Source organism: Kitasatospora sp. NPDC048298 (genome assembly GCF_043201465.1).
In the GTDB taxonomy this organism is placed as follows: domain Bacteria; phylum Actinomycetota; class Actinomycetes; order Streptomycetales; family Streptomycetaceae; genus Kitasatospora.
Window position 1 is genome coordinate 40,171 of sequence record NZ_JBICYZ010000055.1, and the last position, 23,729, is coordinate 63,899.

The window sequence follows — 23,729 nt, forward strand, 5'->3', positions numbered from 1 at the left end:
TGTGCGGCACCGTAGAGGGCGCACCCGACGGCTGTCGGCCCGGTCCCGCCGCGGCGGCCCGGATGCCTTACGGCGTGCGCCAGTCGGCGGCGAAGGCGGCGGCCGGGTTGGTGGTGAGGAGCAGTTCGAGCAGTTCGGGGCCGTGGCTGCGGGCGAGGCGCGGGGCGAGTTCGGTGAGTAGGCGGACCGGGCCGCCGGCCGCGCGGGCGGTCCGGGTGGTGGTGTCGGCGCCGAGGAGCAACCGGTGGGCGTGCCCCGCCTCGACCAGGTCGGCGATCACTTCGAAGGCGTCGTGGTCGCCGGGATGGCCGGTCCGGGAGGGGCAGTCGAGGGCGAGGTGGACGCCCTCGGCGGCCAGGGCACGGTGCAGCGCGCGGTCGGGCAGCCGGGTGAGGTGGCCGAGGATGATCCGGTCGGGCCGGACGCCGTGCCGACCGTGCAGCTGGTCCAGGATCCAGTGCGGCGCGCCGTCGGCTTCGAGGTGGACGGCGATAGGCGCGCCGGTGGCGTGGTGGGCTTCGGCGGCCGCGGCCAGCGTCCACCGGGTGTGCCGGCCGGCGGGCCCCGGGTCGCCCGCGACCTTGATCAACCCGGCCCGGACCCCCTCGGGCGCGCCGGGCAGACCGGTGGTGAGTTCGGCGACGAAACGTTCCGCGAGGTCGGCGTACGGGCCGGGGCGCTCCGCCGCCTCCGTCTCCGCCTCGTCGGACTCGGGAAAGAAGCCCTGCGCGTAGTGAACCGCCTGGTGCGCGCCGGTGGCGGCGACGACGTGCACGCCGGTCGCACGGGAGAGCGCGGCGAGGGAGTCCGCGCCCCGGCCCAGGCCGAGCGGGGTCCACTGGACGAAGGCGCGGCCACCGGCGGCGGCGTAGGCGCGCAGGACGTCCTCGGCCGCGTCCGGGTCGTCCAGCTCCTGGCCGGGGAGCAGCGGGCTGCGGATGAAGAGGTGGTCGTGGGAGTCGGTGACCCCGAGGGCGGCGGGGTCCAGGTCGCCGAGGACCGTACGGACGGTACGGCTCATGCCTCGGCCTCGGCGGTGGTGGCGTTCGTGGTGGCGGTCTCGGCGGCGTTCTCCGGGGCGGCGGTTTCGTCGTAGGAGGCGGCGGCGGTCTCGGCGGTGCTCTCCGCGAAGGTGGCGGCGGCGACGCGCAGGCCGGCCAGCGCCTTGGGGAGACCGACGTACGGGGCGAGGCCCACCATGACCTCGGTGATCTCCATTTCCGTCAGGCCGATCCGCCGGCTGTAGCGGACGTGGTCGGCGGGCTGCGGCTCGACTCCGCCGAGGGCGGTGAGGGCGGCCAGGTTGGCGATCTGGCGGTCGCGCAGGGCGAGGCCGGGGCGCTGGTAGATGCCGCCGAAGAGGCTGGTGACGATCCAGTCGGGGAAGCCGGGGGCGAGGACGTCCAGGCTACCGAGGGTGGCGGCGGCGCCCGGGCCGGCAAGGTCGGCGAGCAGGGCCCGGCCGGCCGCTTGGTCGAGCGGGGTCTCGGTGAGATTGGTGAGATCGGTGAGATCGGTGCGGTTGGTGCGGTTGGTGCGGTTGGAGAGATCGGTGCCGCCTGGGCCGGCGGGAGCAGTCGCGGGGGACATCGGGGCGGTGGGTCCTTTCACCAGTGGCGGCCGGCCGACAGCCGGTCGAGTTCGGGGCGGGACAGGTGCAGCACCTGGTACCGGATGCCGGGCACGTCCTCGGGTGCCGGGCCGTGCCAGAGGGCGAAGCTCAGCAGTTCCCAGCGGCTCGGGTCGACGGCCACGGCTGCGGTGTGCAGGGCCGGGTGCGCGGGCAGCTCGGCGATGGCCCGTTCGACGGCCTCGGCCGGGTCGGCGGGTTCCGGCAGTCGTACGGTCTCCCGGGTGGCGGTGGTCGGCGGCCCGGCCGTCTCGGCCACTCGTACCGGTCCTCCCAGTCCTACCGGTCCCGCCGACGCCGCAGGCACTGTCGACGCGCCGTGCACCAGGCCCGCGCCGAGCCAGTGCCGGACGGCGGGGCGGCCGAAGTCCGCACTCAGACCGCGGAAGCCCGGCCCCCAGAGGAAGCCGTTCATGCCCTCGGCGGTGCGCCAGAGGTAGAACGGGGCGTACTGGTTGACGGGTGAGCCGTGCCGGCCGCGCTCGCGGACCAGGTAGGCCTTGAGGCCGAGGCCCGGATGGGCGTCGAGCAGGTGGCCCTTGTCGGCGACGCGCCGGCGGATGACGCCCATGTCGTAGTCGGCGGGGAGGGTGATCTCGTACTGCATGGCGTGCACGGCGGGGCTCCTCGGGGTCGACGGGCAGGTTGTCCGGCGGGCGGCTTGTCCGACGGGCAGGTCGTCCGACGGACGGGCTCGGGGCGTCAGGCCGTGCGGTGTGCCGCGAGCAGGCCGAGGGCGCCGCGGACGGCCCGGTCGAACGGCTCGGCGCTGTCGGCGGCGCGGGCCAGGACGTAGCCGCCCTGGACGACGGCGACCACGGTGGCGGCGGTGTCGGCCGGGTCGAGGGCGGGGGCGAACTCGCCGGCCGCCTGGCCTTCGGCGATCAGTCCGGCGATCCGGCCGCGCAGCCAGTCGAAGGTCTCCTCGACGGGCGCGCGCAGGTGCGGGTCCGCGACCACGTCCGGATCCTGGGCCATCCGGCCGATCCGGCAGCCGCGCAGGACGTCGCGGTCGCGGAGCAGGTAGGCGGCGATCCGGTCGTGGGCGGTGCCGGGGGCGGCGAGGTCGACCTCGGCGACGCCCCGCATCTGCTCGGCGCTGCGGCGCAGGGCGGCGGCGGCGAGGTCGGGTTTGCCGGCGAAGTGGTGGTACATGCTGCCCTGGCCGACTCCGGAGCGCTGCTGGATGGCCTTGGGGCTGGTGCCGACGTAGCCACGCTCCCAGAGGAGGTCCTGGGTGCTCTCGATGAGGCGGTCCTGGGTGCTCATGCGGAGCACTGTACATACCAGTAGGTACAGACGGCCAGTGCGGACCCCCGCCCGGCCTCTCGGCGGATCTCCCCGGCGTCTCGTCGGGGCATCCTCGGGCCCGCCGCACCGCCTCCGCGGGGCCCGCCGTAGGCCCGCCGCCGCGGGCGGGACGATCGAGGGCCGTGCGCCGCCCCCCGGCGGCCACGGCCCCTCGACCGTTCGTCATCCCCCGCACCGCCGAACGGCATTCCGGCGCGCCAGGTGGCGCGCGTCACGTCACGGACGGTGGTCGGCATCACGCCGCGTAGGGGGTGCACGGCGCACTGCGCGGGCGGGCGTCGGAGCCGCGCGGCTAGGACAGCGCGCGGCGGACCTCGGGCGCCACCTCGCTTGCGAACAGCTCCAGTTGCTCGCGCTGCGCCTCCTCGGTGAGCGCATCCACCCCGATGCCGACCACCTCGTTGCCGAACGCCTCGTGGTAGCGGTGGATCTTCTCGATCACCTGCTGCGGGCTGCCGACGAGCGCCGAACCGCGCTCCAGGGCGTCCTCGAGCGACGTGAACGGCGAGTTGTTGTGCCGACCGGCGGCCGAGTCGAACAGCGCGTTCCAGTACGGGCGGAAGCCCTCGACGGCGTCCTGCGAGCGCTTGGCGACGTACAGTCCGCCGAAGCCCGCGCCCACCCTGGCCCGCGCCGGGTCGTGCCCGTAGTGCTCCCAGCGCTCGCGGTAGTGCTCGACCAGCGCCCGGTACTTCTCCAGCGGGTGGAAGGAGTTGGCGGAGAAGAGCGGGTCGCCGTGCCGGGCCGCGAGGTCGGTGGACCGCGTGCTGGTCGCGCTGCCGTGCCACACCGGGATCGGGTCCTGGAGCGGGCGCGGCCAGACGGTGGCGTCCGTGAGCGGCGGGCGGGTCGAACCCTCCCAGGTCACGCTCTCCTCACGCCAGAGCCTGCGCAGCAGGCCGTAGTTCTCGGCGAGCGCCTCCCACTGGCGCTCCTCGGGGAGCCCGAACAGCCCGAAGTGCCGCGGATCGTTGCCCTTGCCGACGATCAACTCAACGCGGCCTCCCGAGAGTTGGTCGAGCATCGCGTAGTCCTCGGCTACCCGGACCGGGTCGAGGACGCTGAGCACCGTCACCGCGGTGAACAGCCGGATGGTGGAGGTGCGGGCGGCGATCGCGCTGAGCAGCAGGGGCGGTGCCGGGGAGAGGAACGGCTCGCCGTGGCGCTCCCCCACGCCGTAGCCGTCGTAGCCGAGTTGCTCGGCGAGGACCGCCTGGTCGATGACGTTGCGCAGCTTCTGTTGTGGGGTGCGTCGGACGCCGGTGACCGGGTCGGGGGCGTTGGCGACGAGGGACGAGACGGTGAACCGCACGGCGGGTCTCCTTGGACGCTCGGGTCGGACTCGGTCGGGCTCGGGTCGGGCTCGGGTCGGACTCGGGTCGGGCCGGTCCGGGGGGCGGGTCGGGGACGGGTCCGCCCGGGGACGCGCCGGGCGGAGCCGGGGCCGGGGTGAGCCGTGCGGAGGCCGGGAAGCCGGTGCGTGGTCCGGCGTCGCGGTCTCACGGCTGCACCGGCGGCGTGGCTGACGGGGCGGGCGGCGGGCCGCTCGGGGCGGCGGGGCGCGTGGGGGGCGTCAGCGGTCGGTGCTGCGGTGGCGGCGACAACAGCGGCGGGCTGCGGCGGCGGTCACGGTCCGGACTGCCATCTCGCCTCCCCCTCGCCTCGCACGCACACGATCCGCGGCGAGCATAGGCATCGGCCGGGAACGGGGGCAAGGGCCCGCTCCGCCGCGGTCGGCTGGCAAGATGTCCGGCATGAGCTACCTCGCCACCGATGACCGCTATGACTCGATGACCTACCGGAAGGCCGGCCGCAGCGGTGTCCAGCTGCCCGCCGTCTCGCTCGGGCTCTGGCACAACTTCGGTGACGCCCAGCCGCTGGAGGTGCAGCGGGCGGTGCTGCGCCGGGCCTTCGACCGGGGTGTCACCCACTTCGACCTGGCGAACAACTACGGCCCGCCGTACGGCAGCGCCGAGCGCAACTTCGGCTACCTGTTCGCCCAGGACTTCCGGCCGTACCGGGACGAGCTGTTCATCGCCACCAAGGCCGGCTGGGACATGTGGCCCGGCCCGTACGGCAACGGCGGCAGCCGCAAGTACCTGCTGGCCAGCCTCGACCAGTCGCTGGACCGGATGGGGCTGGACTACGTGGACGTCTTCTACTCGCACCGGTACGACCCGGACACCCCGATCGAGGAGACGATGGGGGCGCTCGACAGCGCGGTGCGCTCTGGCAAGGCGCTGTACGCCGCGATCTCCAACTACCCGGCGGAGCAGCACCGGGAGGCGGTGGCGATCCTGCGCGAGCTGGGGACGCCGGTCCTGCTGAACCAGTCGGCGTACTCGATCCTCAATCGGTACGTGGAGGACGCCGGCGTGCTGGACGCGGTGGGCGACACCGGGACCAGCCTGATCGCCTACTCGCCGCTGGCGCAGGGGCTGCTGACCGACCGCTACCTGTCCGGGGAGGTGCCGGCGGGCTCGCGGATGTCGGTCGGGAAGTTCCTCACCGAGGAGGCGCTGACCGGGCAGAAGCTGGAGCAGCTGCGGGCGCTGGCCGAGGTCGCCGAGCGGCGCGGGCAGACGCTGGCGCAGCTGGCGCTGTGCTGGGTGCTGCGGGACCCGCGGGTGGTCTCGGTGATCATCGGCGCGAGCAGCGTGGCCCAGCTGGACCAGAACCTCGACGCGCTGGCCGGCGGGCCGCTGACGGCGGAGGAGCTGGCGGAGATCGACCGGCTGAGCCGCTGAGAGGGCGTGGCGCCTGCGGGCGGGTGGGGGCTGGCAGGTGACGGCTGACGATCGACAGATGACGGCTGACAGATTTCGAAATCTGTCAGCTGTCATCTGTTATCCGTCGCTTGTCACCTGTCAGCCGTCGGGCATCAACCGTTTGGCGCCGGCCGCTTGATACCCAGGGCGGGCAGAACCGTTTCTGCAACCCGGTGAGCCTCCTCCAGCAGCGGATTGCCCGAGAGGATGAAGGTGTCGACGCCCAGCGCCTCGAACTCCTGCAGGCGCTCGATCACCTGGGCCGTCGATCCGACCACAGCCGTGCCGGGGCCCGGGCGGAACAGGCTCATCCCCGGCCAGAGGTTGGGGTAGGCCTCCAGCTCCCGGGCCCGCGCCGGCACCTTGCCGCCGTGCTGGCGGAACTGCCGCTGCCAGCCGACCCCGTCCTCCCCCTTCGCCCCGCCCAGCTGACGCGCGTACGTGGCCTCGCTGGTGACGTCCAGCAGCCGGTCGGCGGCCGCCCAGGCCTCGTCCTCGGTGTCGCGGACGATCAGGTGCAGCCGCAGCCCGATCCGCAGGCTCCGGCCGTGGGCGGCGGCGCGCTCGCGGACCAGGTCCAACTTCTCCTTGAGCAGGTGCGGCGGCTCGCCCCAGGTCAGGTAGACGTCCACGTGCCGGGCGGCCATCTCGATGCCGGCCGCCGAACTGCCGCCGAACCAGAGCGGGATGCCGCCGGGCTGCGCCGGGGCCAGCTCGCGCAGGCTCGCACCCGCGTCCTTCAGTTCGTAGAACTCTCCCTTGTGGTCGAACGCTTCACCCGCCGTGAGGCGCTTGACGATCGACCAGTACTCTCCGCTGAGCCGGTACCGGTCGTCGTGCCCGACGTCCAGCCCGTACTCGCGCAGCTGCGCGGTCGAACCGTTCACCACGTTGAAGCGCAGCCGACCGCCGTGCAGGTGGTCGAAGCTGAGCGCCATCTTGGCCAGCAGGGTGGGCGAGACCAGACCGGGGTGGACGGCCAGCAGCGGCTTGAAGGCCGGGGTGGTGGCGGCGGCGAGTGCGCTGCCGAGGGTCCAGACGTCGTACAGGTCGGTCGCGAGCAGCGCTCCGGTGTAGCCCAACCGCTCGACGCTGCCCGCCAGTTGCTGGAGGTAGCGGAGGTCGACCGGGCGGCGCCCGGCCGGTTCCCAGGGGTAGTGTCCCTCGCGCGGGATGATGTACCAGAGGACTTCGGAGGCCACGGCTCAGACCGCCTTCGTGAGCGCGGCGGCCACCGGGGCCTCCAGCGCGGGGAGGTGGGCGTCGGCGACGGTCAGCGCCCGGTCGACGAAGCCCGCGCCGTGGAAGATGTCCGCGGCCTCCTGCTGCTCGGCGACGAACGCGGCGGTGGCGGGCTCCAGTCGCCAGGGCAGTGCGACCAGCGCGGCCTGCCAGTCGGCGGCCGTGCCGCCCAGCTCCTCGGCGGCGATCGCGGCGGCCTCGGTCGGGTGGGCGGCCGCCCAGTCGTCCGCCCGGCGCAGTGCGGTCGCGATCGCGGCGACGACCTCGGGGCGCCCGGTCGCGAAGTCCCTGCGGGTGAAGAACACCGAGCGGTCGGTGATGACGTCGGCGGTGCGGACCAGTTCGCGGAACTCGCCGGTGCGGCGGGCGGCGGCGAGTTCGGCGCCCTGGGCGATCCAGCCGGCGATCTCGCCGTCGCGCAGCCGCCGGGCCTGGTCCTCGCCGGCTGCCGGGCGCACCGGGGTGACGTCGTCGCCGTACGAAAGCCCCTGCGCGTGCAGGGCCTTGGCGAGCAGGTGGGTCTGCCAGGAGCCCACGGCGAGGACGACGGTGGCGCCCTTGAGGTCGGCGACCGTCCGCACCGGGCCGGAGTCCAGCACCAGCAGGGCGCCGTGGTCCGGGCGGGGTGCGGAGACCGCCGCGTAGACCAGGTCGTGGCCGGCCGCCTGGGCGGTGATCGGCGGGGTGGAGCCGGTGCCGCCGAAGTCGATGACGCCCTCGGCGAGCAGCGTTCCGGTGCGGGTGCCGTCCGTGTAGTGGTGGAAGGCGCCGGTCTCGCCGAGCGGCGCCAGTTCCTCGTCCAGGTACGGGAGTCGGGCGAGGTAGTAGAGCGAGGGGTTGCTGGCGTGGACGCCGAGGGTGACGGTCATCTGGTCAACTCCGGTGGTGCGGGCTCGGTTTGTCGGATGTCGGAGAATACGGCGGAATCGCGGGGGAGTTCGGTGGTGCACGGACGTCAGTGAACGTCGGTGGATGTCGGTGAATGTCGGTGGGCGTCAGTGGACGCCGAGGTCGGCGAGCAGCCGGCGCCGGAGGTCCGCGAAGGCTGGGTCGGCCGGGTCGCGCGGGCGCTCGACGGTGACGGCTTCGTCCCGGGCGAGCAGGCCGTCGCGCAGCACCACGACCCGGTCGGCGAGCCGTACGGCCTCGTCCACGTCGTGGGTGACCAGCAGCACGGCCGGGCGGTGGCGGCGTACCAGGTCGCCGACGAGGTCCTGCATGCGCAGCCGGGTGAGCGCGTCGAGGGCGGCGAACGGTTCGTCGAGGAGCAGGAGTCGCGGTTCCCGGACGAGAGCCCTGGCGAGTGCGACGCGCTGGGCCTCACCGCCCGAGAGGGTGGCGGGCCAGGCGTCGGCGTGCCGCTCCAGGCCGACCTCGGCGAGCGCCTTGAGCCCGGTCTCCCGGGTCGCGGCGCCGCGTGGCAGACCGACCGTGACGTTGGCGAGCACCCGTTTGGACGGCACCAGTCGAGGCTCCTGGAACACCACCGTGCGCACCGGGGGGACGAGCACGGTTCCCTCGTCGGCCCGGTCGAGCGCCCCGAGGATGCGCAGCAGCGTGGTCTTGCCGGTGCCGCTGGCGCCCAGCAGGGCGACGAACTCGCCGCGGACGATGGAGAGGTCGATCCCGTCGAGGACCGCCCTGGTGCCGAACACCCGGCGCAGACCTCGCAGGTGGACGGCCGGGACGGCCTCCTCGGGCCCGGAGGCGGGCGCGGGCTCGGGCGTGGTGGAGGGGGCGAGCGTGGCGGTGCCGGTCGGGTCGGTGGTCATCGGGCCGCTCCCTGGACGGCCTGGCGCCACGGCATGAGCACGCGTTCCAGGACTCGGACGATGCCGTCGGCGGCGAGGCCGAGCAGTCCGTAGATCAGGATGCAGACGGCGAGGACGTCGGTGCGCGAGTAGTTCTGCGCCTGGGCCATCAGGTATCCGATGCCTTCGGTGGAGTTGATCTCCTCGGCGGCGATCAGGGCGATCACGCTGAGCGTCATCGACAGGCGCAGTCCGGACAGCAGCGAGGGCAGCGCGCCGGGCAGCACGACCGTGCGCACGATCGCCCAGCGGCCGAGGCCGAAGCTGCGCATCGCCTCGACCAGCTTGCGGTCGGTGCTGCGGACTCCGCCCGAGGCGGACACGTACATCGGGAAGCTGGTGGCGACCGCGATCAGGGCCACCTTCGCGGTCTCGGTGATGCCGAACCACACCATGAACAGCGGGACGAGGGCCAGGAACGGGACGGTGCGCAGGACCTGGATCGCGGAGTCGAGCAACTCCTCGCCGAGGCGGGTGAATCCGGTGACCACACCGAGCACCAGTCCGGTGGTCGCGCCGAAGAACAGGCCCAGCCCGGCGCGGGTGAGGGAGACGGACAGGGCGTCGGTCAGCTGACCGTTGCCCCACAACTCCCCTACGGCCTGGGCGACCTGGGCGGGTGAGGCGAGCACGTCCTGGGTCAGCGCGCCGGTGGCGGAGGCGAGCGCCCAGCCACCGAGCAGGGCGAGCGGACCGATGGTGCGCAGGGTCACGGCGAGCGCGCGGGGGCGGGGGCGGGGGCGCCGACTCTGTGGGGCGACCAGGCCGGCGGCCAGCGCCGCCCGGGTTTCCGCCGGTGGGAACTCCTCGGTTGTGGTGGTCACTTGGGTCCGTCCCCGAGCTTGTTGACGTCGATCAGGTACGGCTTGACGTCCACCAGTTGCTTGGTGACCTTCTGGTCGGCGAAGAACCGGGCGACGGTGGCGAAGCGAGCGGTGTCGGCGTCGGAGATGGCGTCGGCCGGGGTGCCCTGCCGGCTGACGTTCACGGCGACGTCCTTCTCGGCGGGGGTGACGGCGGTCGGGCCGGCGTCGGTGAACACGTTGAGGTAGCCGGCCGGGTCGGCCTTCTCCTTCTCGCCGTTCTCGCGCAGGTAGCTGTAGAAGGCCTTCACCACCTCGGGGTGCTTGTCGGCGAAGCCGTTGCGCACCGCCCAGACGGCGTAGTTGTCGGAGCCGACCTCCTGGCCGTTGACCAGGAAGTGCGCTCCGGTGTTGGCGATGGCGGGTGTCGAGAAGGTGTTCCAGGTCGCCCAGGCGTCCACCTGGCCGGAGTTGAAGACGCCGGAGGTCTGGTCGGCGCGCAGGTAGACCCGTTCCACCTTGTCGGCCGGGACGCCGTTCTTCGCGAGCGCCTTGAGGAGCAGGTATTCGCTGGTGCCGCCCTGGGAGACGGCGACCTTCCTGCCGACCAGGTCCTGGACGGTCTTGACGGGTGAGTCGTTCTTCACCAGGATCCCCTCGCCGACGCCGTCGGGCGCGGTCTGGGCGAACAGCTTGAAGCCTGGCTTCTGGGCGAGTGCGGCGACGGCCGAGGTGATCGAGCCCTGGGCGACGTCCAGTTGGTCGGCGGAGAGGGCCTGGGCGGCGGGGGCGAAGGGGCCGGCGCTGCCGGTCCAGGCGACCTTGGCGTGGACGGCGGCCAGGGCCTGGTCCAGCGAGCCGTCCTTCTTGCCTCGGGCGAGGAAGCCGTTGTTGCCGGGGTCGGGCAGGCGGAGCACGACGTCGGCCCTGCCGTCGGTCCCGCCCCCGGCGGAGGCCTTGGCCCCGTCGGCGGACGAGCCGCAGGCGGCCAGGGCGGTGGAGGCGAGCAGCGCGGTGGCGGCGAGGACGAGACGGGAGGTCTTCACGGGGATTCTCCAGGTGGGTGACAGATGGCAGCGGACAGATGACAGCTGACAACTTTCGAAATCTGTTAGCTGAACGCCGTCAGCTGAAGTCTGTGATCTGAACGCCGCCGGCACCGGCACCGACACCCGCCCCGGCGCCCCCGCCCCCGCCCGAACGCCGCACCCGCAGCAGTTCGCGGGCCGCGTGGAGCGGCTCCGGGTCGACCCACGCCTGCACGTCCACCGGCGCGGCGAGGAAGCCCTGCTCCCTGAGGAATCGTTCCTGCAGCGCCAGCAGGTCCAGCCGCTCCCCCGACAGGTCCAGGTGCAGGGTCCGGTGGCTGCCCGGCGCATAGGCTCCGGCGACGCCCTCGGCCCCCGCGCCGGTCTCGACCCGCAGGATCCGGCCCACCTCCTCCGGGTGCGCCGCCGCCCAGTCGGCGGACTCCAGCAGCACCGCGAGGAAACGGGCGACCAGTTCGGGATGCTCGTCCAGCAGCCGCTGGTGGACGGTGATCGGCCGGGGTGTGCCGTTGTTGACCCGGCTCCGGCGGTCGGGCGCCGCGTCCAGTTCCACGGCCACCTCCGCACCGATCCGGCGGGCCGCCTCGACGGCGAGCGCCCCCTTCACGTACACGGCGTCCACCGTGCCGTCCCGCAGTGCGGCCAGTTCGGCGGACCACTGCCCGCCGCCGGGGATCCCGGGGACGTCCACCGGTTCGGCGTCCGCCAGGGTGAGGCCCGCGAGCCCGAGGGCGCCGCGGAAGCCGGCCAGCGCCATGGCCCGCCAGAAGTCGATGCCGATGTCATGATGTGGGACCGCCAGGCGCAGCCCGCGCAGCTGCTCCGGCCCGGTGACGCCGCTACCGGCCCGGACCAGCACCACCTGGCGCTCCTCGATCCAGGTGAGGCCGATCAGCCTGGTCGCCTCGCCGCGCGAACGGGCCCACAGCGCGGGGACGTTGCCTCCCTCCCGGAACAGGCCGGTCAGCGCGTGGGTGTAGTGGTGGTCCGCGGCCACCTCGGGCGGAGCGTCCTGCAGCGAGCGGACGGCGATGCCGTCGGCGGCGAACTCGCGGGCGAGCCGGCCCTGGCCGGCGGCGATCCCGGTCGCGGTGGGCACCGGGCAGCGGGTGAACCAGAGGGTGTCGGGAAGCGCGGAGGGGTTCTGGATGCGACTGGACAACGGAGTTGGTCCTCTACGGGGGCTCCGGCGACGGCCGGAGGAGGTCGGGATCGATCACCGCACGATGACCCAGGAGGCCTGGTGCGCAAGGGAGTTGTACGCCACGATGCAGGACGGGCCGGGCGTGGAGGGGTCGGTCAGCGACAACACGCGCGGAAGGGGAGACACCGGTGGGACGTCACGGTGCTTCTCCTTCCGTGGAGTCGGGGCGGGCGCCGCCCGGGCCGAGTGGCCGTCCGGCGCGACACGAGGAGCGTTCCACGGCGGGCGAGCCGGAAGCAAGCTTTTGCCACATGGTGGGATCAGTTGTTCATCAACGCCATTCCATTGCAACGTCATCGACACATTCCCGCAGCACTGGCTGCCCTACGCTGAGACCCCGCCTCCGGCCGCCCGTCCGGAGTTCCTACCGAAACGCGAGGTGCCATGGCCGAGGCCGCCACCGCCGTCCAGAGTCCGCCGGCCGGTGCGCAGGCCGTCCAGCGCGCGCTCGGACTGCTGCACTGCTTCCACGACAACGGCCCCGACCTGAGCGCCTCGGACCTGGCCCGCCGGATGGGCCTGTCGGTCTCCACCGCGCACCGGCTGGCCCGCACGCTGGTCAGCGCCGGGTTCCTGGAGCAGGACGAGCAGACCGTCCGCTACCGGCTCGGTCCGGCGGTCGCCGAGCTCGGCCAGCTCACCTTCCACCAGCGCGGGCTGCACCTCGCCGGACCCGAGCTGGAGCTGCTGTCCAGGCGCACCAAGGCGACGGCCGACCTGGCCATCCGCAGCGGCGCCCACGCGGTGATCCTGGTCGGCGGCTCGGTCCGCCCGGACACCGGACTGGGCCTGCGCCGCCCGCTGCACTCCACGGCGCTCGGCAAGGTCCTGCTGGCCTGGCCCCGCCCGAATGAGACGGCACCGTCGACACTCGGCCCGCTGCCCTCCTTCACCGACCGCACGATCACCGAACCCGCCGCGCTGAGCCAGGAGTTGGCGAAGGTGCGGACGGCCGGTCACGCGCTCAACGACGGCGAGTCGGCGGCCGGGGTGCGGACCGTGGCCGTACCCGTCCTGGACGGCGCCGGGCAGGCGCGGTTCGCCCTGGCGGTCCGCTCGACGCCCGCGCACCTCGCCGACGACCGGCTGGACTGGTTCCTCGGCCACGCCCGCAGCTGCGCCGACGCCCTCGCCGTCCTCCTCCTGCCGCCGGACCAGCGCCCCTGACGGTCCGGCGGAACACCACGAGCCGGAACACCACGAGCCGAAGCACGACAAACCGAAGCGCGACGAACCGGAACACGATGAAGCAGCGGACCGCCCGTCCACATCCGGGACGAGCGGTCCGCTGCCGGACCGAACGGTGACGGCCCGCCGTCAGACCGCGGCCGGGGTGTACTTGTAGCCGACTCGGCGGACCGTCACGATGGTGTCCCGGTAGGCCGGTCCGAGCTTGCGGCGCAGCCGGGCGACGTGCACGTCGACCGTTCGCCCGTCCCCGACGTGGCCGTAGCCCCAGACCGCGGAGACCAGGTGGTCCCGGGTGTGCACCCGCTGCGGGTGCTCGGTGAGGTGGGCCAACAGCTCGAACTCCAGGTACGTGAGGTCGAGCAGCCGCCCGTCGACGTAGGCGTTGCGCCGCTCGGTGTCGACGGCGATGCCGCGTCCCGCCGGGCGGACCGGACGGACCCCCGAGGCGGCGTGCCCCCCGGGGCCGGCGATCCCGGCAGCGGCAGGACCGCCCGACAGGCCGGCCGCCCCCGGGCCCTCGGTCCCCGCCGCCAGGCTCTCGGCCGGCACCAGCACCAGGTACCCGACCAGCGGGCCGCCGTTCGCGCCGCCGGTCTGCGTGCCGTACTGCGCCAGCAGTCCCTGCGGCAGCACGCCCTGCGGCAGGGTGGCGACGACGGCCGCCCCCTCCGGCAGCGCGGCGAGCAGCGCCTGGGGCACCTGCGGAGCCACCGCGCCCGGCTGGGCGACGGCGGGGGCCGGGACGGCCGCCGGACGAACCGGACCGGCGTGGGCCGGACCGGCGTGGGGCGCACGGGCCGGACCGACATGGGGCGCACGGGCCGCCGCCCCGGGCCAGCGGGCGGACGCCGGCGCCGAGGGGACGGACGGCCCGGCGGCCCCGGGCACGCCGGGACCGACCGGCACGGTGACGGGAACGGTGACGGGAACGGAGGAGACCGGAGGGACGGAGCGGACCGCGCGCAGGTGCGGGGTCGCGGCGGGCAGGGGCAGGGTGGCCGTGGAGGAAGAAGACATGGTGTGCCGCTCATTTCGCGCGTGACGGACGGGGTGGAGTCGTCTGCGCGTCGACCGGGCGTACTGCCTGGGCTGGACCGGGTCGGACCGGGTCAGCGGGCGGCGGGCCGGGACGCGCTGGGCGAGCCGGGACACGTCTGATCGAACAGGTGCGGCTGCCGGGACGGCCAGAACGGCTCGAGGTCGGGGCGACCCCGTCGGCTGTCCGCGGCACGGCTCCCGCACCGGTTCCACCGCCCGGTCCGTCCACCCGCGCGCATCGCGGGGGCCGACCCGGTCGTTCGGGTACGGCCGACGAGGCCGGGGGCGGTGCTGGGGCAGACGATGTTCACTGGTGCTCTCTCCGCTGGGCGGGTCCGGTTGGTCGGCCGCGGGCACGCCGGACGGGCGGTCCGCTACGGCCTGGTCGACGGGTTTCGGCGGTGCGTCGGGCGGTGGGCCGGGTGGGCCGTCAGCACCGGGGACGTACCGGGAAGGTCAGGCCGGTCAGCGACAACACGCGCTGCAGATCAGCGCGTGGTCGATGTAGCGGCGGACGGTGAGCGCCGGATCGGCGGGACCGGGCACTGCGGCGCCGGACATGGAGGCGCCGGGCACGAGGAAGCCGGGCATGAGGGCGCCGGAGGTCGGGGAGCCGGGCGCGGCGGTGATGATGCGTCGTCGGCCGACGGTCATTCTGCTGCCCTCCCCCTTCGTTCTCCACCCGGCGGCGCACCGCTGCCGGTGCCCGCCGACGATGCCTCGCCGGTTCGTCGAAGGCCGTCCGCCGGTCGCAACGCCCGTGTGAACGTGGCGTTTCCGGCGCTCCCGACAGCACGGCCGGGCGGCCTTCGACCACAGAGCCTTCCACGGCCGGGGCGGTCTAGGCAACCTTCCGCACAGTGATCGTCCGGGATGTGGACAGCCGAATGAGACGGCCGGCGGAACGCGCAGGTCGGCGCGTCCACCTGCCGAGTCGTCGCACGGCGGAACAACGGCCGGCTCACGGCCTTCGTCGGATCGGTACCGAACCGCGCCGGGCCGGGCCATACCGGAGCCGGGCCGAGCGGGCCATACCGGAGCCGGGCTGGGCCGGGCGGGTCAGGATCCGGACCGGAGCCGAGCCGCCCTCAGGCGCCGACCGTGGCGCGGCGTCTGAGGGACGCGACGTGCTCGACCAGCGCGACGAGGAGGTCCTTGCCGTCCTGCCGCACCCGCGCGTCGCAGAGCAGCACCGGAATGTCCCGGTCGAGGTCGAGCGCCTCGCGGACCTCGTCCGGCGCGAACCGTTCGGTGCCCTCGAAGCAGTTCACCGCGACCAGGAACGGGATGCCGCGCTGCTCGAAGAAGTCCACCGACGGGAAGCAGTCGGCCAGCCGCCGGGTGTCCGCGAGCACCAGGGCGCCGAGCGCGCCGCGGGCCAACTCGTCCCAGACGAACCAGAACCGGTCCTGCCCGGGCGTGCCGAACAGGTAGAGCGCGAGCCCCGGCCACAGGTCGATCCGGCCGAAGTCCATCGCCACGGTGGTGGTGCGCTTCGCCTCCACCCCCGAGGTGTCGTCCACCGGGCGGCCCAGCTCGCTGAGCTCCTCCTCGGTGCGCAGCGGCCGGATCTCGCTGACCGAGCCGACCAGGGTGGTCTTGCCGGCGCCGAAGCCGCCCGCGACGAGGATCTTCACCGCGACGGCCGGACCTCCGCGCCAGCGCGGGTCGTTGACGTTCGCCGGACGGGGCGCGGTGTCGTCCCGGTACGGCCCGGTGGCGGCCGGGTGGGGGTGGGGGTCAGAGCGCACGGAGTCCATTGATCACGTCTCGCAGCAGGCGCTCGTCCGGCAGCTCGGCGAGCGGAACGGGTCGGGTGACGCTGATCAGTTCGGCGTCGTAGAGGTCGCCGAGCAGTACTCGCACCACACTGACCGGCAGGTCGGTGTAGGAGCCGAGCTCGGCGACGGAGAGCGGCTCGCGGCGGCACAGGGTGAGCAGCGTCTGGTGCTCCGGGTCGAGGACGTGCGCGGGCACGGCCCCCGCGACCGGCCCGGGATCGACGGCGGTGACCAGTGAGATCAGGTCGAACAGCCCCTCCTCGACCGGCCGGGTGCGGCCGCGGGTCATCGAGTAGAGCCGCACCACCGGGCCGGCCTCGTCGTCGAACCAGCGGTCGTCGACCGCGGTGCGCGGCCGGAACAGGGCGACGTCGGGCCCGTCCGGGTCCGCCTTCCCGTCCCCCGCCACGGCCTCCGGACCGCCAGGACTGCCCGGATCCCCCGGACCACCCGAGCCGCCCGGACCGTCGGCACCGGCAGAACCGCCGACGCCGGACGGCCCGGCCGTGCCCACCGGCACCTGGGGGCCGTCCGGCGTCTCGGGGCCGTCCGGCACATCCGCCTTCGGATCCGCCATCGGACCGCTCATCTCACCGGCGGGGCGGTTTCGGTGCGCGGTTCGGCGGCCATGTGCTCGCCGACCCGCTTGACCAGCAGCGCCATCTCGTACGCGATCTGGCCGATGTCCGCCTCGGCCTCGCTCAGCACGGCCAGGCAGCTGCCGTCGCCGGCGGCCGTGATGAAGAGGAAGGCCTCGTCCAGCTCGATCATGGTCTGCCGGACGCCACCGACCTTGAAGTGCCCCCCGGCGCCCTTCGCCAGGCTGTGGAACCCGGCGGCGACGGCGGCCAGGTGCTCGGCGTCCTCGCGGTCGAGGTCGCGGGAGGCACCGGTGGCCAGGCCGTCGTTGGAGAGGATCACCGCGTGCCGCAGGGCCGCGACGCGCCCCACCAGGTCGTCCAGGAGCCAGTTGAGGTCCCCGGGCGACTGCATCGACGTGGTCATGAATCAGTTCCTTCCGCTGGAGCGGGTGGTGCGTGTGGAGCGGGTGGAGCAGGTGATGCGGGTGGAGCAGGTACGACAGGTGGAGCAGGTACGACAGGTGGCGCGGGTACGACGGGTGGAGCAGGTACGGCAGGTGGCGCGAGTACGGCGGGTGGCGCGGGCGCACCGGTGTCCGGGCTCCGGCGGACCGGCTGTCCGGGCGGCACCCGACGCGCGAGCGGCGCCCGGCCGGTGTCCTGCGGCGCGGGCAGCGCCGCCGGGGCGGGCGCCGGGCCGATCGCCCGCCGGGACCGGTCCGGCGGCTGCCAGACCGGTACGGCGGTGGACCGTCCCTCCGTCCGTCCGGGACGATCGTCGGGCGTGCCGGGACGATCCGTCAACGGAGCACCGGGGCGGTCCGCCGGCGCACCGGTGCGACCCGTGGACGCGCCGGTGGACGCACCCGTGCGGTCCGCCGGAGCCGTGGCGCCCCGCCCCTTGGTGAAGCCGCGCTGGAACGAGGCGAAGGTGGCCCGGGCCTCCTCGGGCGAGCGTTCCCTGACCTCGCGGGTCTCCCCGCCGTCGGTTTCGGCCCCGTTGCGGAACCGTTCCTTCAGCTGTTCCGTGAGCTGGTCCCTGAGCTGCGGCGCCAGGTTCGCCTGCCGGACCCGCCGGGGCAGGCCGCCCGCCGTCCGGAGCGGCGCGGCGTCCACGACGGGAGCGGGAGCAGGAGCAGCGTCGGCCCACCCGACGGCGCCGGTGGCGTCGTCGCCGTCCGCCACCGCCGGACCGGCCCCGGCCGCACCAGCCCCGGCCGGACCGGCAACCGCACCTGCAGCCGCGACGGCCGCCTCGGCCGCGGCCACCACGGCGTCCTCCCGCCGGTGACGGCCCGTCCCCGGCGCGTCCTCGGTGTCCGCCGCGGGAGCGGGGACCAGCACCGGCCCGCCCCTGCTCCGGGAGGCCCGGCGCGGCAGCCCGCCCGGCGTACGGCCCGCGTCGGGCGTGGAGGGCCTCGGCCCGCCCGTCGTCCCGCGGTGCTTGCCGGCCAGGCCACCCGCGCCGCCGTCGGCGCCGGCTCCCGTGCGACCTCCGGCAGCCGTACCGGCCCCGGCACCGCCGGACCCGAGCGTGGCCGCCGACGGGGTGGCTCCCCCCGACCCCGGCACCGCGACCAGGTCCCGCTGCCCGCGCCGGCCGCCCGCCGCGGGCCGCTGCCCGGCCGCGCCCGGCTCCGGCATCCCGTCCGGAGCCTCCGCGAGCAGCTCGCGCGGGATCAGCACCACCGCCGTCGTCCCGCCGTACGGGGACGGCCGCAGGTGCACCCGGATGCCGTGCCGGCGGGCCAGCCGGCTGACCACGAACAGGCCCAGCCGGTCGGTGTCGGCGAGGTCGAACTCCTGCTCCACGGCGAGGCGTTCGTTGATCTCGGCGAGCAGCTGCTCGCTCAGCCCGAGGCCGCGGTCGTCGATCTCCAGCGCGAAGCCGTGCGCCACCACCTCGCCCTGGACGGTGACCTGGGTGCTCGGCGGGGAGAACACCGCGGCGTTCTCGACGAGTTCGGCGACCAGGTGGGTGACGTCCGCGACGGCGCTGCCGAGCAGGCCGGTGCCGGGGAACGGCCGGACGATCACCCGGGCGTAGTCCTCGACCTCGCCGACCGCCGCCCGGACCACGTCCACCATCCGGACCGGCTTGCGCCAGGCACGCCCGGGCGAACCGCCGGCCAGGATGATCAGGCCCTCGGCGTGCCGGCGCATGCGGGTGGTGAGGTGGTCGACCTTGAAGAGGTCCTCCAGCTCCGCCGGGTTCTCGGTGCGACGCTCCATGGTGTCGAGCAGGGTGAGCTGGCGGTGCAGCAGCACCTGGCTGCGCCGGGCCAGGTTGACGAAGACCGCCGAGACCCCGCGCCGCAGTTCGGCCTGTTCGACGGCGGCCTCGACGGCGGCCCGCTGCACCGCGTTGAAGGCCTGGCCGACCTGGCCGATCTCGGAGTCCCCGAAGTGCAGCTCGGGGGCCTCGGTGGCCACGTCCACCGGCTCGCCGCGGCGCAGCCGCAGCATGACGGACGGCAGCCGGGTGCCGGCCAGCTCGTCGGCCGCGTTGCGCAGGCCGATCAGCTGCCGGGCCAGGCCCCGGCCGATCCGGAACGAGATCATGATCGACAGCACCACGGCGACCAGGCCGATGGCACCGGCGATGCCGCCGCGCCACAGCAGTCCCATCGAGGTGGACCGCGCGCGCTCGTCCAGCCCGGCGGAGATCCGGCTGTTGATCGAGGCGAGGTCGCCGAGCGCCCGGTCGGCGGTCTCCCGCCAGGAGTCGCTGTTGAGCGCCTGCACCACCCGGTCGGGGCCGCCGGCGCCGACGAAGTCCGCCTCGGCGCGGGCGAGCGCGCCCCAGGCCTCGCCGCCGCGCAGCGCGATGTAGTCGGACTGGTCGGCGGGGTCCAGCTCGGCGACGTAGACGGTGAACAGAGCCTGCTGGTTGTGCAGGGCGTCCAGCGCGGCCTGGTACTGCTCGGCGGTGGGCTTGGCGACGCCGGTGCGCAGGCCCTCCATCGCCGCGTCCTCCTGCGACAGGTACTCGCGGGCGCGCACCAGCTCGATCAGGATGGTGCCCTGGCGGGGGAGCTGGCCGCTCTGCCGGGCGACGTAGGCGGACCGGAAGCCGAACACCGGCTTGACCAGGTCGCTGTACTGGCCCAGCGCGAACTCCCAGTTCAGCGCGGAGCGGCCGACCTGGGCGCGCAGCGGTCCGAGCTGGTCGGCGGCCGCGATGATCTGCACGAAGCGGCCGCGCTGGGGGGCGGAGAGCTTGCCCGCGGAGCCGTCCTTCTTCTGCCGCAGCACCTCCAGGCTGCGGTCGGTGGCGGCCTTGGCCTGTTCGTAGGCCTCCCTGGCGACCGGCGAGCGCGGGTCCGCCAGCCGCTGGACGGCGGCGCGGCGCTCGTTCTGCAGGTCGCCGGTGTACTGGTCGACCGGGCCCGCGAACTCCTTGTACGTACGGCTGATGCCGAGCTGGCTCCAGACGTCCCCGGTGGTGGCGATCGTCGCGTACGCCCACAGGGCGGCGAGCGCGACGATGGGCACCAGGAGCAGCGCGATGATCTTCGCGCGGATCGAGCTGCTGCGCAGACGCATGGAGTCCTCGGTCGGGGATGGCCAGGCGTGGACGGGGAGCGGTGGGGTGGCGCGGGGCCGGGCCGGACAGCGGCGTGGGGCGGCGTGGAGGTGCTGAGGGAAAGGTCGGAGGAGGGTTCCCGGCCACAGGTCTGCGAGACTCTACTACGCCGTCACCACTCCTTCGAGAGGCGGTGACGCCCGCCGGTGCCCGGACGGCGGGGTTGACAGCGGGCCCCGTGTCCTCCCCGGTTCCTCCCCGGCTCCTCCCCGGTTCCTCCTCCGCGTCCTCCCCGGTTCCTCCCCCGCGTCCTCCGCGATTCCTCCCCCGCGCCTCCCCGTGGGCGGCACCACCCGAGGCGACCCGTGCCGATCTCGTCGCGTCACCGTCACAACCCTGGGCAGTGCCGGGACGATCCGATAGTTTCGGCCCACCCCGTACCACCGGCACCGAACTGGGGAGGACCGTGCGCGAGTTCACCACTCCCGCCCCGGCCGCGTCCGAGGCCACCGGAGGACTCGCCGACTCCCTCTACGACACCGCCGAGCGCACCCCCGACCTGGTCCAGCTGTCCCGGCGGGCCGAGGACGGCCAGTGGCGGGACGTCACCGCCCGGGAGTTCCGGGCCCAGGTGCTCGCCCTGGCCAAGGGCCTGCTCACCCATGGCGTGCGCTACGGCGACCGGGTCGCCCTGATGTCCCGCACCCGCTACGAGTGGACACTGTTCGACTACGCACTCTGGTCGATCGGCGCGATCACCGTCCCCGTCTACCCCACCGCCGCCGCCGAGCAGGTGCGCTGGATCCTCGCCGAGACCCAGGCGGTGGCCTGCCTGGTCGAGGACGAGGACGCCGCGATGACGGTCGGCGCGGTCTGCGACGCGCTGCCCGACCTCACCGGAATCTGGCAGCTGGACCGCGACTGCGTCGCCGCGATCACCGAGGACGGCCGCGGCGTGCCCGACGCCCTGGTGCACCGCCAGCGCCTCGGCGTCGCCGCCGAGAACATCGCCACGGTCGTCTACACCTCGGGCACCACCGGCCGCCCCAAGGGCTGCCTGATCACCCACGCCAACCTGGCCGCCGAGGCCGACGCCCTGCTCGCCGGCTGGGGGGACGTCCTGCGCGACACCGGCGGCGGCCGTCCCGCCACCCTGCTGTTCCTGCCGCTCGCGCACGTCTACGGACGGGCCGTGCAGATCGCGGCGATCCGCGGCGGCTTCCGGATCGGGCACGTCCCCGAGGTCTCCACCGACGCGCTGCTGCCCGCGCTGGAGACCTTTCGCCCGACCTTCCTGCACGCCGTCCCGTACGTCTTCGAGAAGATCTTCCGGCAGGCCCGGCGGGCCGCCGAGGACGCCGGACGCGGCGAACTCTTCGAACAGGCGCGACAGGTGGCCGTCGACTGGGCCTCCGCCCGGGAGCAGAAGGCGTTCGGCCGCGGCCCCGGCCCGGGCGCGGCCCTGCGGCTGCGTCACCTCGCGTACGAGCGGACGGTCTACCCGAAACTGCGGGCGGTGCTCGGCGGCCGGGTGCGCAGCGTGATGTGCGGGGGCTCCACGCTCCGGCGCGAACTGGGTCTGTTCTTCACCGGCGCCGGCCTCCAGTTGTACGAGGGCTACGGGCTGACCGAGACCACCGCCGCGATCACCGGCAACCCGGTCGGCCGGCAGAAGCTCGGCACGGTCGGGCAGCCGGTGCCGGGCGCCTCGGTGGCGATCGCCGACGACGGCGAGGTGTGGGTGCGCGGCGGCTCGGTCTTCGGCGGCTACCTCAACCATCCGCGCTGCACGGCCGAGTCCCTGGTCGACGGCTGGTTCGCGACCGGCGACCTGGGCCGGCTGGACGAGGACGGCTACCTCAGCATCACCGGCCGCAAGAAGGACCTCATCGTCACCAGCAGTGGCAAGAACCTGGCCCCGGCGGCCCTGGAGGAGCGGGTCGAGGCGCACCCGCTGGTCTCCCAGTGCCTGGTGGTGGGCGACGACCGGCCGTACGTGGCGGCGCTGATCACGCTCGACCCGGCGGCGCTGGCGCACTGGCTGAAGTCGCGCGGGCGGGAGCAGCGGGACCCCTGGACGGTGCTCGCGGACGAGGACCTGCACGTGGAGGTCCAGCGTGCGGTGGCGGCCGCGAACACGGCGGTCTCACGGGCCGAGTCGATCCGCGCGTTCCGGCTGCTGCCACGGGAGTTCAGTGAGGAGCAGGGGCTGCTGACTCCTTCACTCAAACTGCGGCGGGCGGCGATCGCCGAGCACTACGCGGCGGACATCGAGGAGCTGTACCTGTCCTGAACCGGCCTGCCCGCCCGAACCCGACCTGTCCGTGCGGTCCCTGACGTACCGTCTTGTCCCTTGTGTCGCGGGCGCGGTGGCCGAGCGACGACCACCGGGTTCATCCGCCGTTCCCTTGACGACCCTATTGGTCTAGTCCATTGTTGCGACACGTTCCCGAGTTCCACGGTCCGATTCCGCTCACGCCCTCCCCACGGGCGTGCCCCCACCTGCTGGAGTCCCCACGTGTCGATGTCCATGCGCCTGTCCGCGCTGGCCGCCTCGGCCGCGCTGCTCACCGGCCTCACCGGCCTCACCGCGCCGAGCACGCAGGCCGCACCAACCGCGCAGACCACCCAGGCCGCACAGACCGTCAACCTCGCCACCAACCCCGGCTTCGAGGCACCCTCCCCCGACCTCGCCGACTGGGGCAGCATCCCCGGCTGGACCTGCACCGGCGGACCGGCCGAGGCGGCCGTCACCGCCACCGCCCCGCACACCGGTGCCTCGGCGCTGACCGTCACCCCGGCGAACGCCGACTCCACCGGCGAGTGCGCGCAGACCGTCGCGGTCCAGCCCGGCACCACCTACACCGCCTCCGCGTGGGTGCGCGGCGACTTCGTCTACCTGGGCGCCACCGGCACCGGCAAGGACGTCGCGCCCGCCTGGACGGAGAGCACCGGCGGCGGCTGGCAGCGGCTGAGCACCCGGTTCACCACCGGCCCGAACGCGCACAGCGTCCGACTGTACGTGCACGGCTGGTACCAGCAGGGGCCGTTCTCGGTGGACGACGTCCGGGTGGACGGCCCCTCGCCCGCCCCGGCCGTCGCCGCGGGCTCCGTCCCCACCGACGACAAGGTCGTCTTCTTCACCGTGGACGACGGCTGGCAGCGCACCCCCGAGGCGGAGCGGTTCATCGCCGACCACCGGCTGCCGATCACCGCCTTCCCGCTACCGATGCCGGCCGCCGCCGACCCGGCCTTCTTCCGGCGGGTCACCGCCGTGCCCGGCTCCTCGGTCCAGGACCACAGCGTCTCCCACGCCGACCTCGGCGAACTCCCGCTGGAACAGCAGCAGGTCGAGATCTGCGACGCCCGGGACGCCATGACCCGCCTCTTCGGCACCGCGCCGACGTTCTTCCGCCCGCCGTACTTCGCCTGGAACGCCGACACCCTCCAGGCCGCCGCCAACTGCGGCATCCGCACCGTGCTCACCGCCGACGCGGACTTCAGCTGGGGCGCCTCCAACATCTGGCACCCTGGCCTGCTGCAGCCGGGCGACGTCGTCCTGATGCACTGGACCGACACCCTCGCCGTCGACCTCCAGCGCGCCCTCGCCGCCGCCGACGCCGCCGGGCTCAAGCCGGCCGGCCTGGTCGACTACCTGCGTTGACCGGCGCCGCCGGGGGGGCCCCCCCCCCCCGGGGGGGGGGCCGGCGGGGGGGGGGGGCCCCGGGGGGGGCCCCCCCCCGGGGCCGGCGCCCCCCCCCGGCGCAAAAAGGGGGGGGGCGCGCCGCGGGCGG

21 protein-coding genes are annotated in these 23,729 nt (G+C 74.3%); 4 read left to right on the forward strand and 17 right to left on the reverse strand.

The window, feature by feature from the left end; all coding sequences use genetic code 11:
* Positions 1–67: 67 nt before the first annotated feature.
* From ACGF0D_RS31860 to ACGF0D_RS31880, 5 genes are all read right to left on the reverse strand, one after another.
* Complete coding sequence (locus tag ACGF0D_RS31860) at positions 68–1,021, reverse strand: phosphotriesterase (protein WP_392922080.1); 954 nt, start codon at positions 1,019–1,021, stop codon at positions 68–70.
* A complete protein-coding gene (locus tag ACGF0D_RS31865) occupies positions 1,018–1,590 on the reverse strand; it encodes a carboxymuconolactone decarboxylase family protein (RefSeq protein WP_392922083.1) in 573 nt (190 codons plus the stop codon). The genes ACGF0D_RS31860 and ACGF0D_RS31865 overlap by 4 nt, the downstream gene beginning before the upstream one ends.
* Before the next feature lie 17 nt (positions 1,591–1,607).
* Positions 1,608–2,246: a DUF4865 family protein gene (locus tag ACGF0D_RS31870; protein WP_392922085.1), complete on the reverse strand. Its 639-nt coding sequence runs from the start codon at positions 2,244–2,246 to the stop codon at positions 1,608–1,610.
* Between the two features lie 86 nt (positions 2,247–2,332).
* Positions 2,333–2,899 (reverse strand): TetR/AcrR family transcriptional regulator, encoded by a 567-nt coding sequence (locus tag ACGF0D_RS31875; RefSeq protein WP_392922088.1) that lies wholly within the window; start codon positions 2,897–2,899, stop codon positions 2,333–2,335.
* Between the two features lie 334 nt (positions 2,900–3,233).
* The gene (locus ACGF0D_RS31880) at positions 3,234–4,253 is read right to left on the reverse strand and encodes an LLM class flavin-dependent oxidoreductase (protein ID WP_392922090.1); all 1,020 of its coding nucleotides are present in this window, start codon (positions 4,251–4,253) and stop codon (positions 3,234–3,236) included.
* Between the two features lie 442 nt (positions 4,254–4,695).
* Here ACGF0D_RS31880 and ACGF0D_RS31885 point away from each other — a divergent pair, with 442 nt between their 5' ends.
* On the forward strand, positions 4,696–5,688 hold the full coding sequence (locus tag ACGF0D_RS31885) for an aldo/keto reductase (RefSeq protein WP_392922093.1): 993 nt from the start codon (positions 4,696–4,698) through the stop codon (positions 5,686–5,688).
* A gap of 134 nt (positions 5,689–5,822) precedes the next feature.
* Here ACGF0D_RS31885 and ACGF0D_RS31890 read toward each other — a convergent pair whose 3' ends face one another.
* From ACGF0D_RS31890 to ACGF0D_RS31915, 6 genes are all read right to left on the reverse strand, one after another.
* Positions 5,823–6,911, reverse strand: a complete 1,089-nt coding sequence (locus ACGF0D_RS31890; RefSeq protein ID WP_392922096.1) for an LLM class flavin-dependent oxidoreductase — start codon at positions 6,909–6,911, stop codon at positions 5,823–5,825.
* A 3-nt stretch (positions 6,912–6,914) separates the two neighbouring features.
* Complete coding sequence (locus tag ACGF0D_RS31895) at positions 6,915–7,820, reverse strand: ABC transporter substrate-binding protein (protein WP_392922098.1); 906 nt, start codon at positions 7,818–7,820, stop codon at positions 6,915–6,917.
* A gap of 126 nt (positions 7,821–7,946) precedes the next feature.
* The gene (locus ACGF0D_RS31900) at positions 7,947–8,723 is read right to left on the reverse strand and encodes an ABC transporter ATP-binding protein (protein ID WP_392922101.1); all 777 of its coding nucleotides are present in this window, start codon (positions 8,721–8,723) and stop codon (positions 7,947–7,949) included.
* Positions 8,720–9,586: an ABC transporter permease gene (locus tag ACGF0D_RS31905; RefSeq protein ID WP_392922104.1), complete on the reverse strand. Its 867-nt coding sequence runs from the start codon at positions 9,584–9,586 to the stop codon at positions 8,720–8,722. Before ACGF0D_RS31905 ends, ACGF0D_RS31900 begins: the two co-directional genes overlap by 4 nt.
* Positions 9,583–10,611 carry an ABC transporter substrate-binding protein gene (locus ACGF0D_RS31910; RefSeq protein WP_392922107.1) on the reverse strand — a complete coding sequence of 343 codons (1,029 nt, stop codon included), beginning with the start codon at positions 10,609–10,611 and terminating at the stop codon, positions 9,583–9,585. The genes ACGF0D_RS31905 and ACGF0D_RS31910 overlap by 4 nt, the downstream gene beginning before the upstream one ends.
* Positions 10,612–10,690: 79 nt before the next feature.
* A complete protein-coding gene (locus ACGF0D_RS31915; RefSeq protein WP_392922110.1) occupies positions 10,691–11,776 on the reverse strand; it encodes an ABC transporter substrate-binding protein in 1,086 nt (361 codons plus the stop codon).
* 426 nt (positions 11,777–12,202) lie between these two features.
* On the opposite strand from ACGF0D_RS31915, the gene ACGF0D_RS31920 reads away from it, so the two are divergent.
* The gene (locus ACGF0D_RS31920) at positions 12,203–12,985 is read left to right on the forward strand and encodes an IclR family transcriptional regulator (RefSeq protein WP_392922113.1); all 783 of its coding nucleotides are present in this window, start codon (positions 12,203–12,205) and stop codon (positions 12,983–12,985) included.
* A 150-nt stretch (positions 12,986–13,135) separates the two neighbouring features.
* On the opposite strand, the gene ACGF0D_RS31925 is transcribed toward ACGF0D_RS31920, so the two are convergent.
* The 6 genes from ACGF0D_RS31925 to ACGF0D_RS31950 all read right to left on the reverse strand — a co-directional run bounded on the left by ACGF0D_RS31925 (position 13,136) and on the right by ACGF0D_RS31950 (position 19,955).
* Complete coding sequence (locus ACGF0D_RS31925) at positions 13,136–14,026, reverse strand: winged helix-turn-helix domain-containing protein (protein WP_392922116.1); 891 nt, start codon at positions 14,024–14,026, stop codon at positions 13,136–13,138.
* A 486-nt stretch (positions 14,027–14,512) separates the two neighbouring features.
* Positions 14,513–14,701: a hypothetical protein gene (locus tag ACGF0D_RS31930; RefSeq protein ID WP_392922119.1), complete on the reverse strand. Its 189-nt coding sequence runs from the start codon at positions 14,699–14,701 to the stop codon at positions 14,513–14,515.
* 434 nt (positions 14,702–15,135) lie between these two features.
* A complete protein-coding gene (locus ACGF0D_RS31935) occupies positions 15,136–15,684 on the reverse strand; it encodes an ATP/GTP-binding protein (RefSeq protein ID WP_392922136.1) in 549 nt (182 codons plus the stop codon).
* A 103-nt stretch (positions 15,685–15,787) separates the two neighbouring features.
* A complete protein-coding gene (locus ACGF0D_RS31940) occupies positions 15,788–16,405 on the reverse strand; it encodes a DUF742 domain-containing protein (RefSeq protein WP_392922121.1) in 618 nt (205 codons plus the stop codon).
* 8 nt (positions 16,406–16,413) lie between these two features.
* Entirely contained in the window at positions 16,414–16,833 is a 420-nt protein-coding gene (locus ACGF0D_RS31945; RefSeq protein ID WP_392875211.1) for a roadblock/LC7 domain-containing protein, read from the reverse strand.
* Positions 16,830–19,955 (reverse strand): nitrate- and nitrite sensing domain-containing protein, encoded by a 3,126-nt coding sequence (locus tag ACGF0D_RS31950; RefSeq protein ID WP_392922124.1) that lies wholly within the window; start codon positions 19,953–19,955, stop codon positions 16,830–16,832. Before ACGF0D_RS31950 ends, ACGF0D_RS31945 begins: the two co-directional genes overlap by 4 nt.
* Before the next feature lie 446 nt (positions 19,956–20,401).
* Between ACGF0D_RS31950 and ACGF0D_RS31955 the strand changes: the two genes are divergently transcribed.
* Together ACGF0D_RS31955 and ACGF0D_RS31960 are read left to right on the forward strand one after the other, a co-directional pair.
* Positions 20,402–22,228 carry an AMP-dependent synthetase/ligase gene (locus tag ACGF0D_RS31955; protein ID WP_392922127.1) on the forward strand — a complete coding sequence of 609 codons (1,827 nt, stop codon included), beginning with the start codon at positions 20,402–20,404 and terminating at the stop codon, positions 22,226–22,228.
* A gap of 231 nt (positions 22,229–22,459) precedes the next feature.
* Positions 22,460–23,599 carry a polysaccharide deacetylase family protein gene (locus ACGF0D_RS31960; RefSeq protein WP_392922139.1) on the forward strand — a complete coding sequence of 380 codons (1,140 nt, stop codon included), beginning with the start codon at positions 22,460–22,462 and terminating at the stop codon, positions 23,597–23,599.
* The last annotated feature ends 130 nt before the right edge of the window (positions 23,600–23,729 follow it).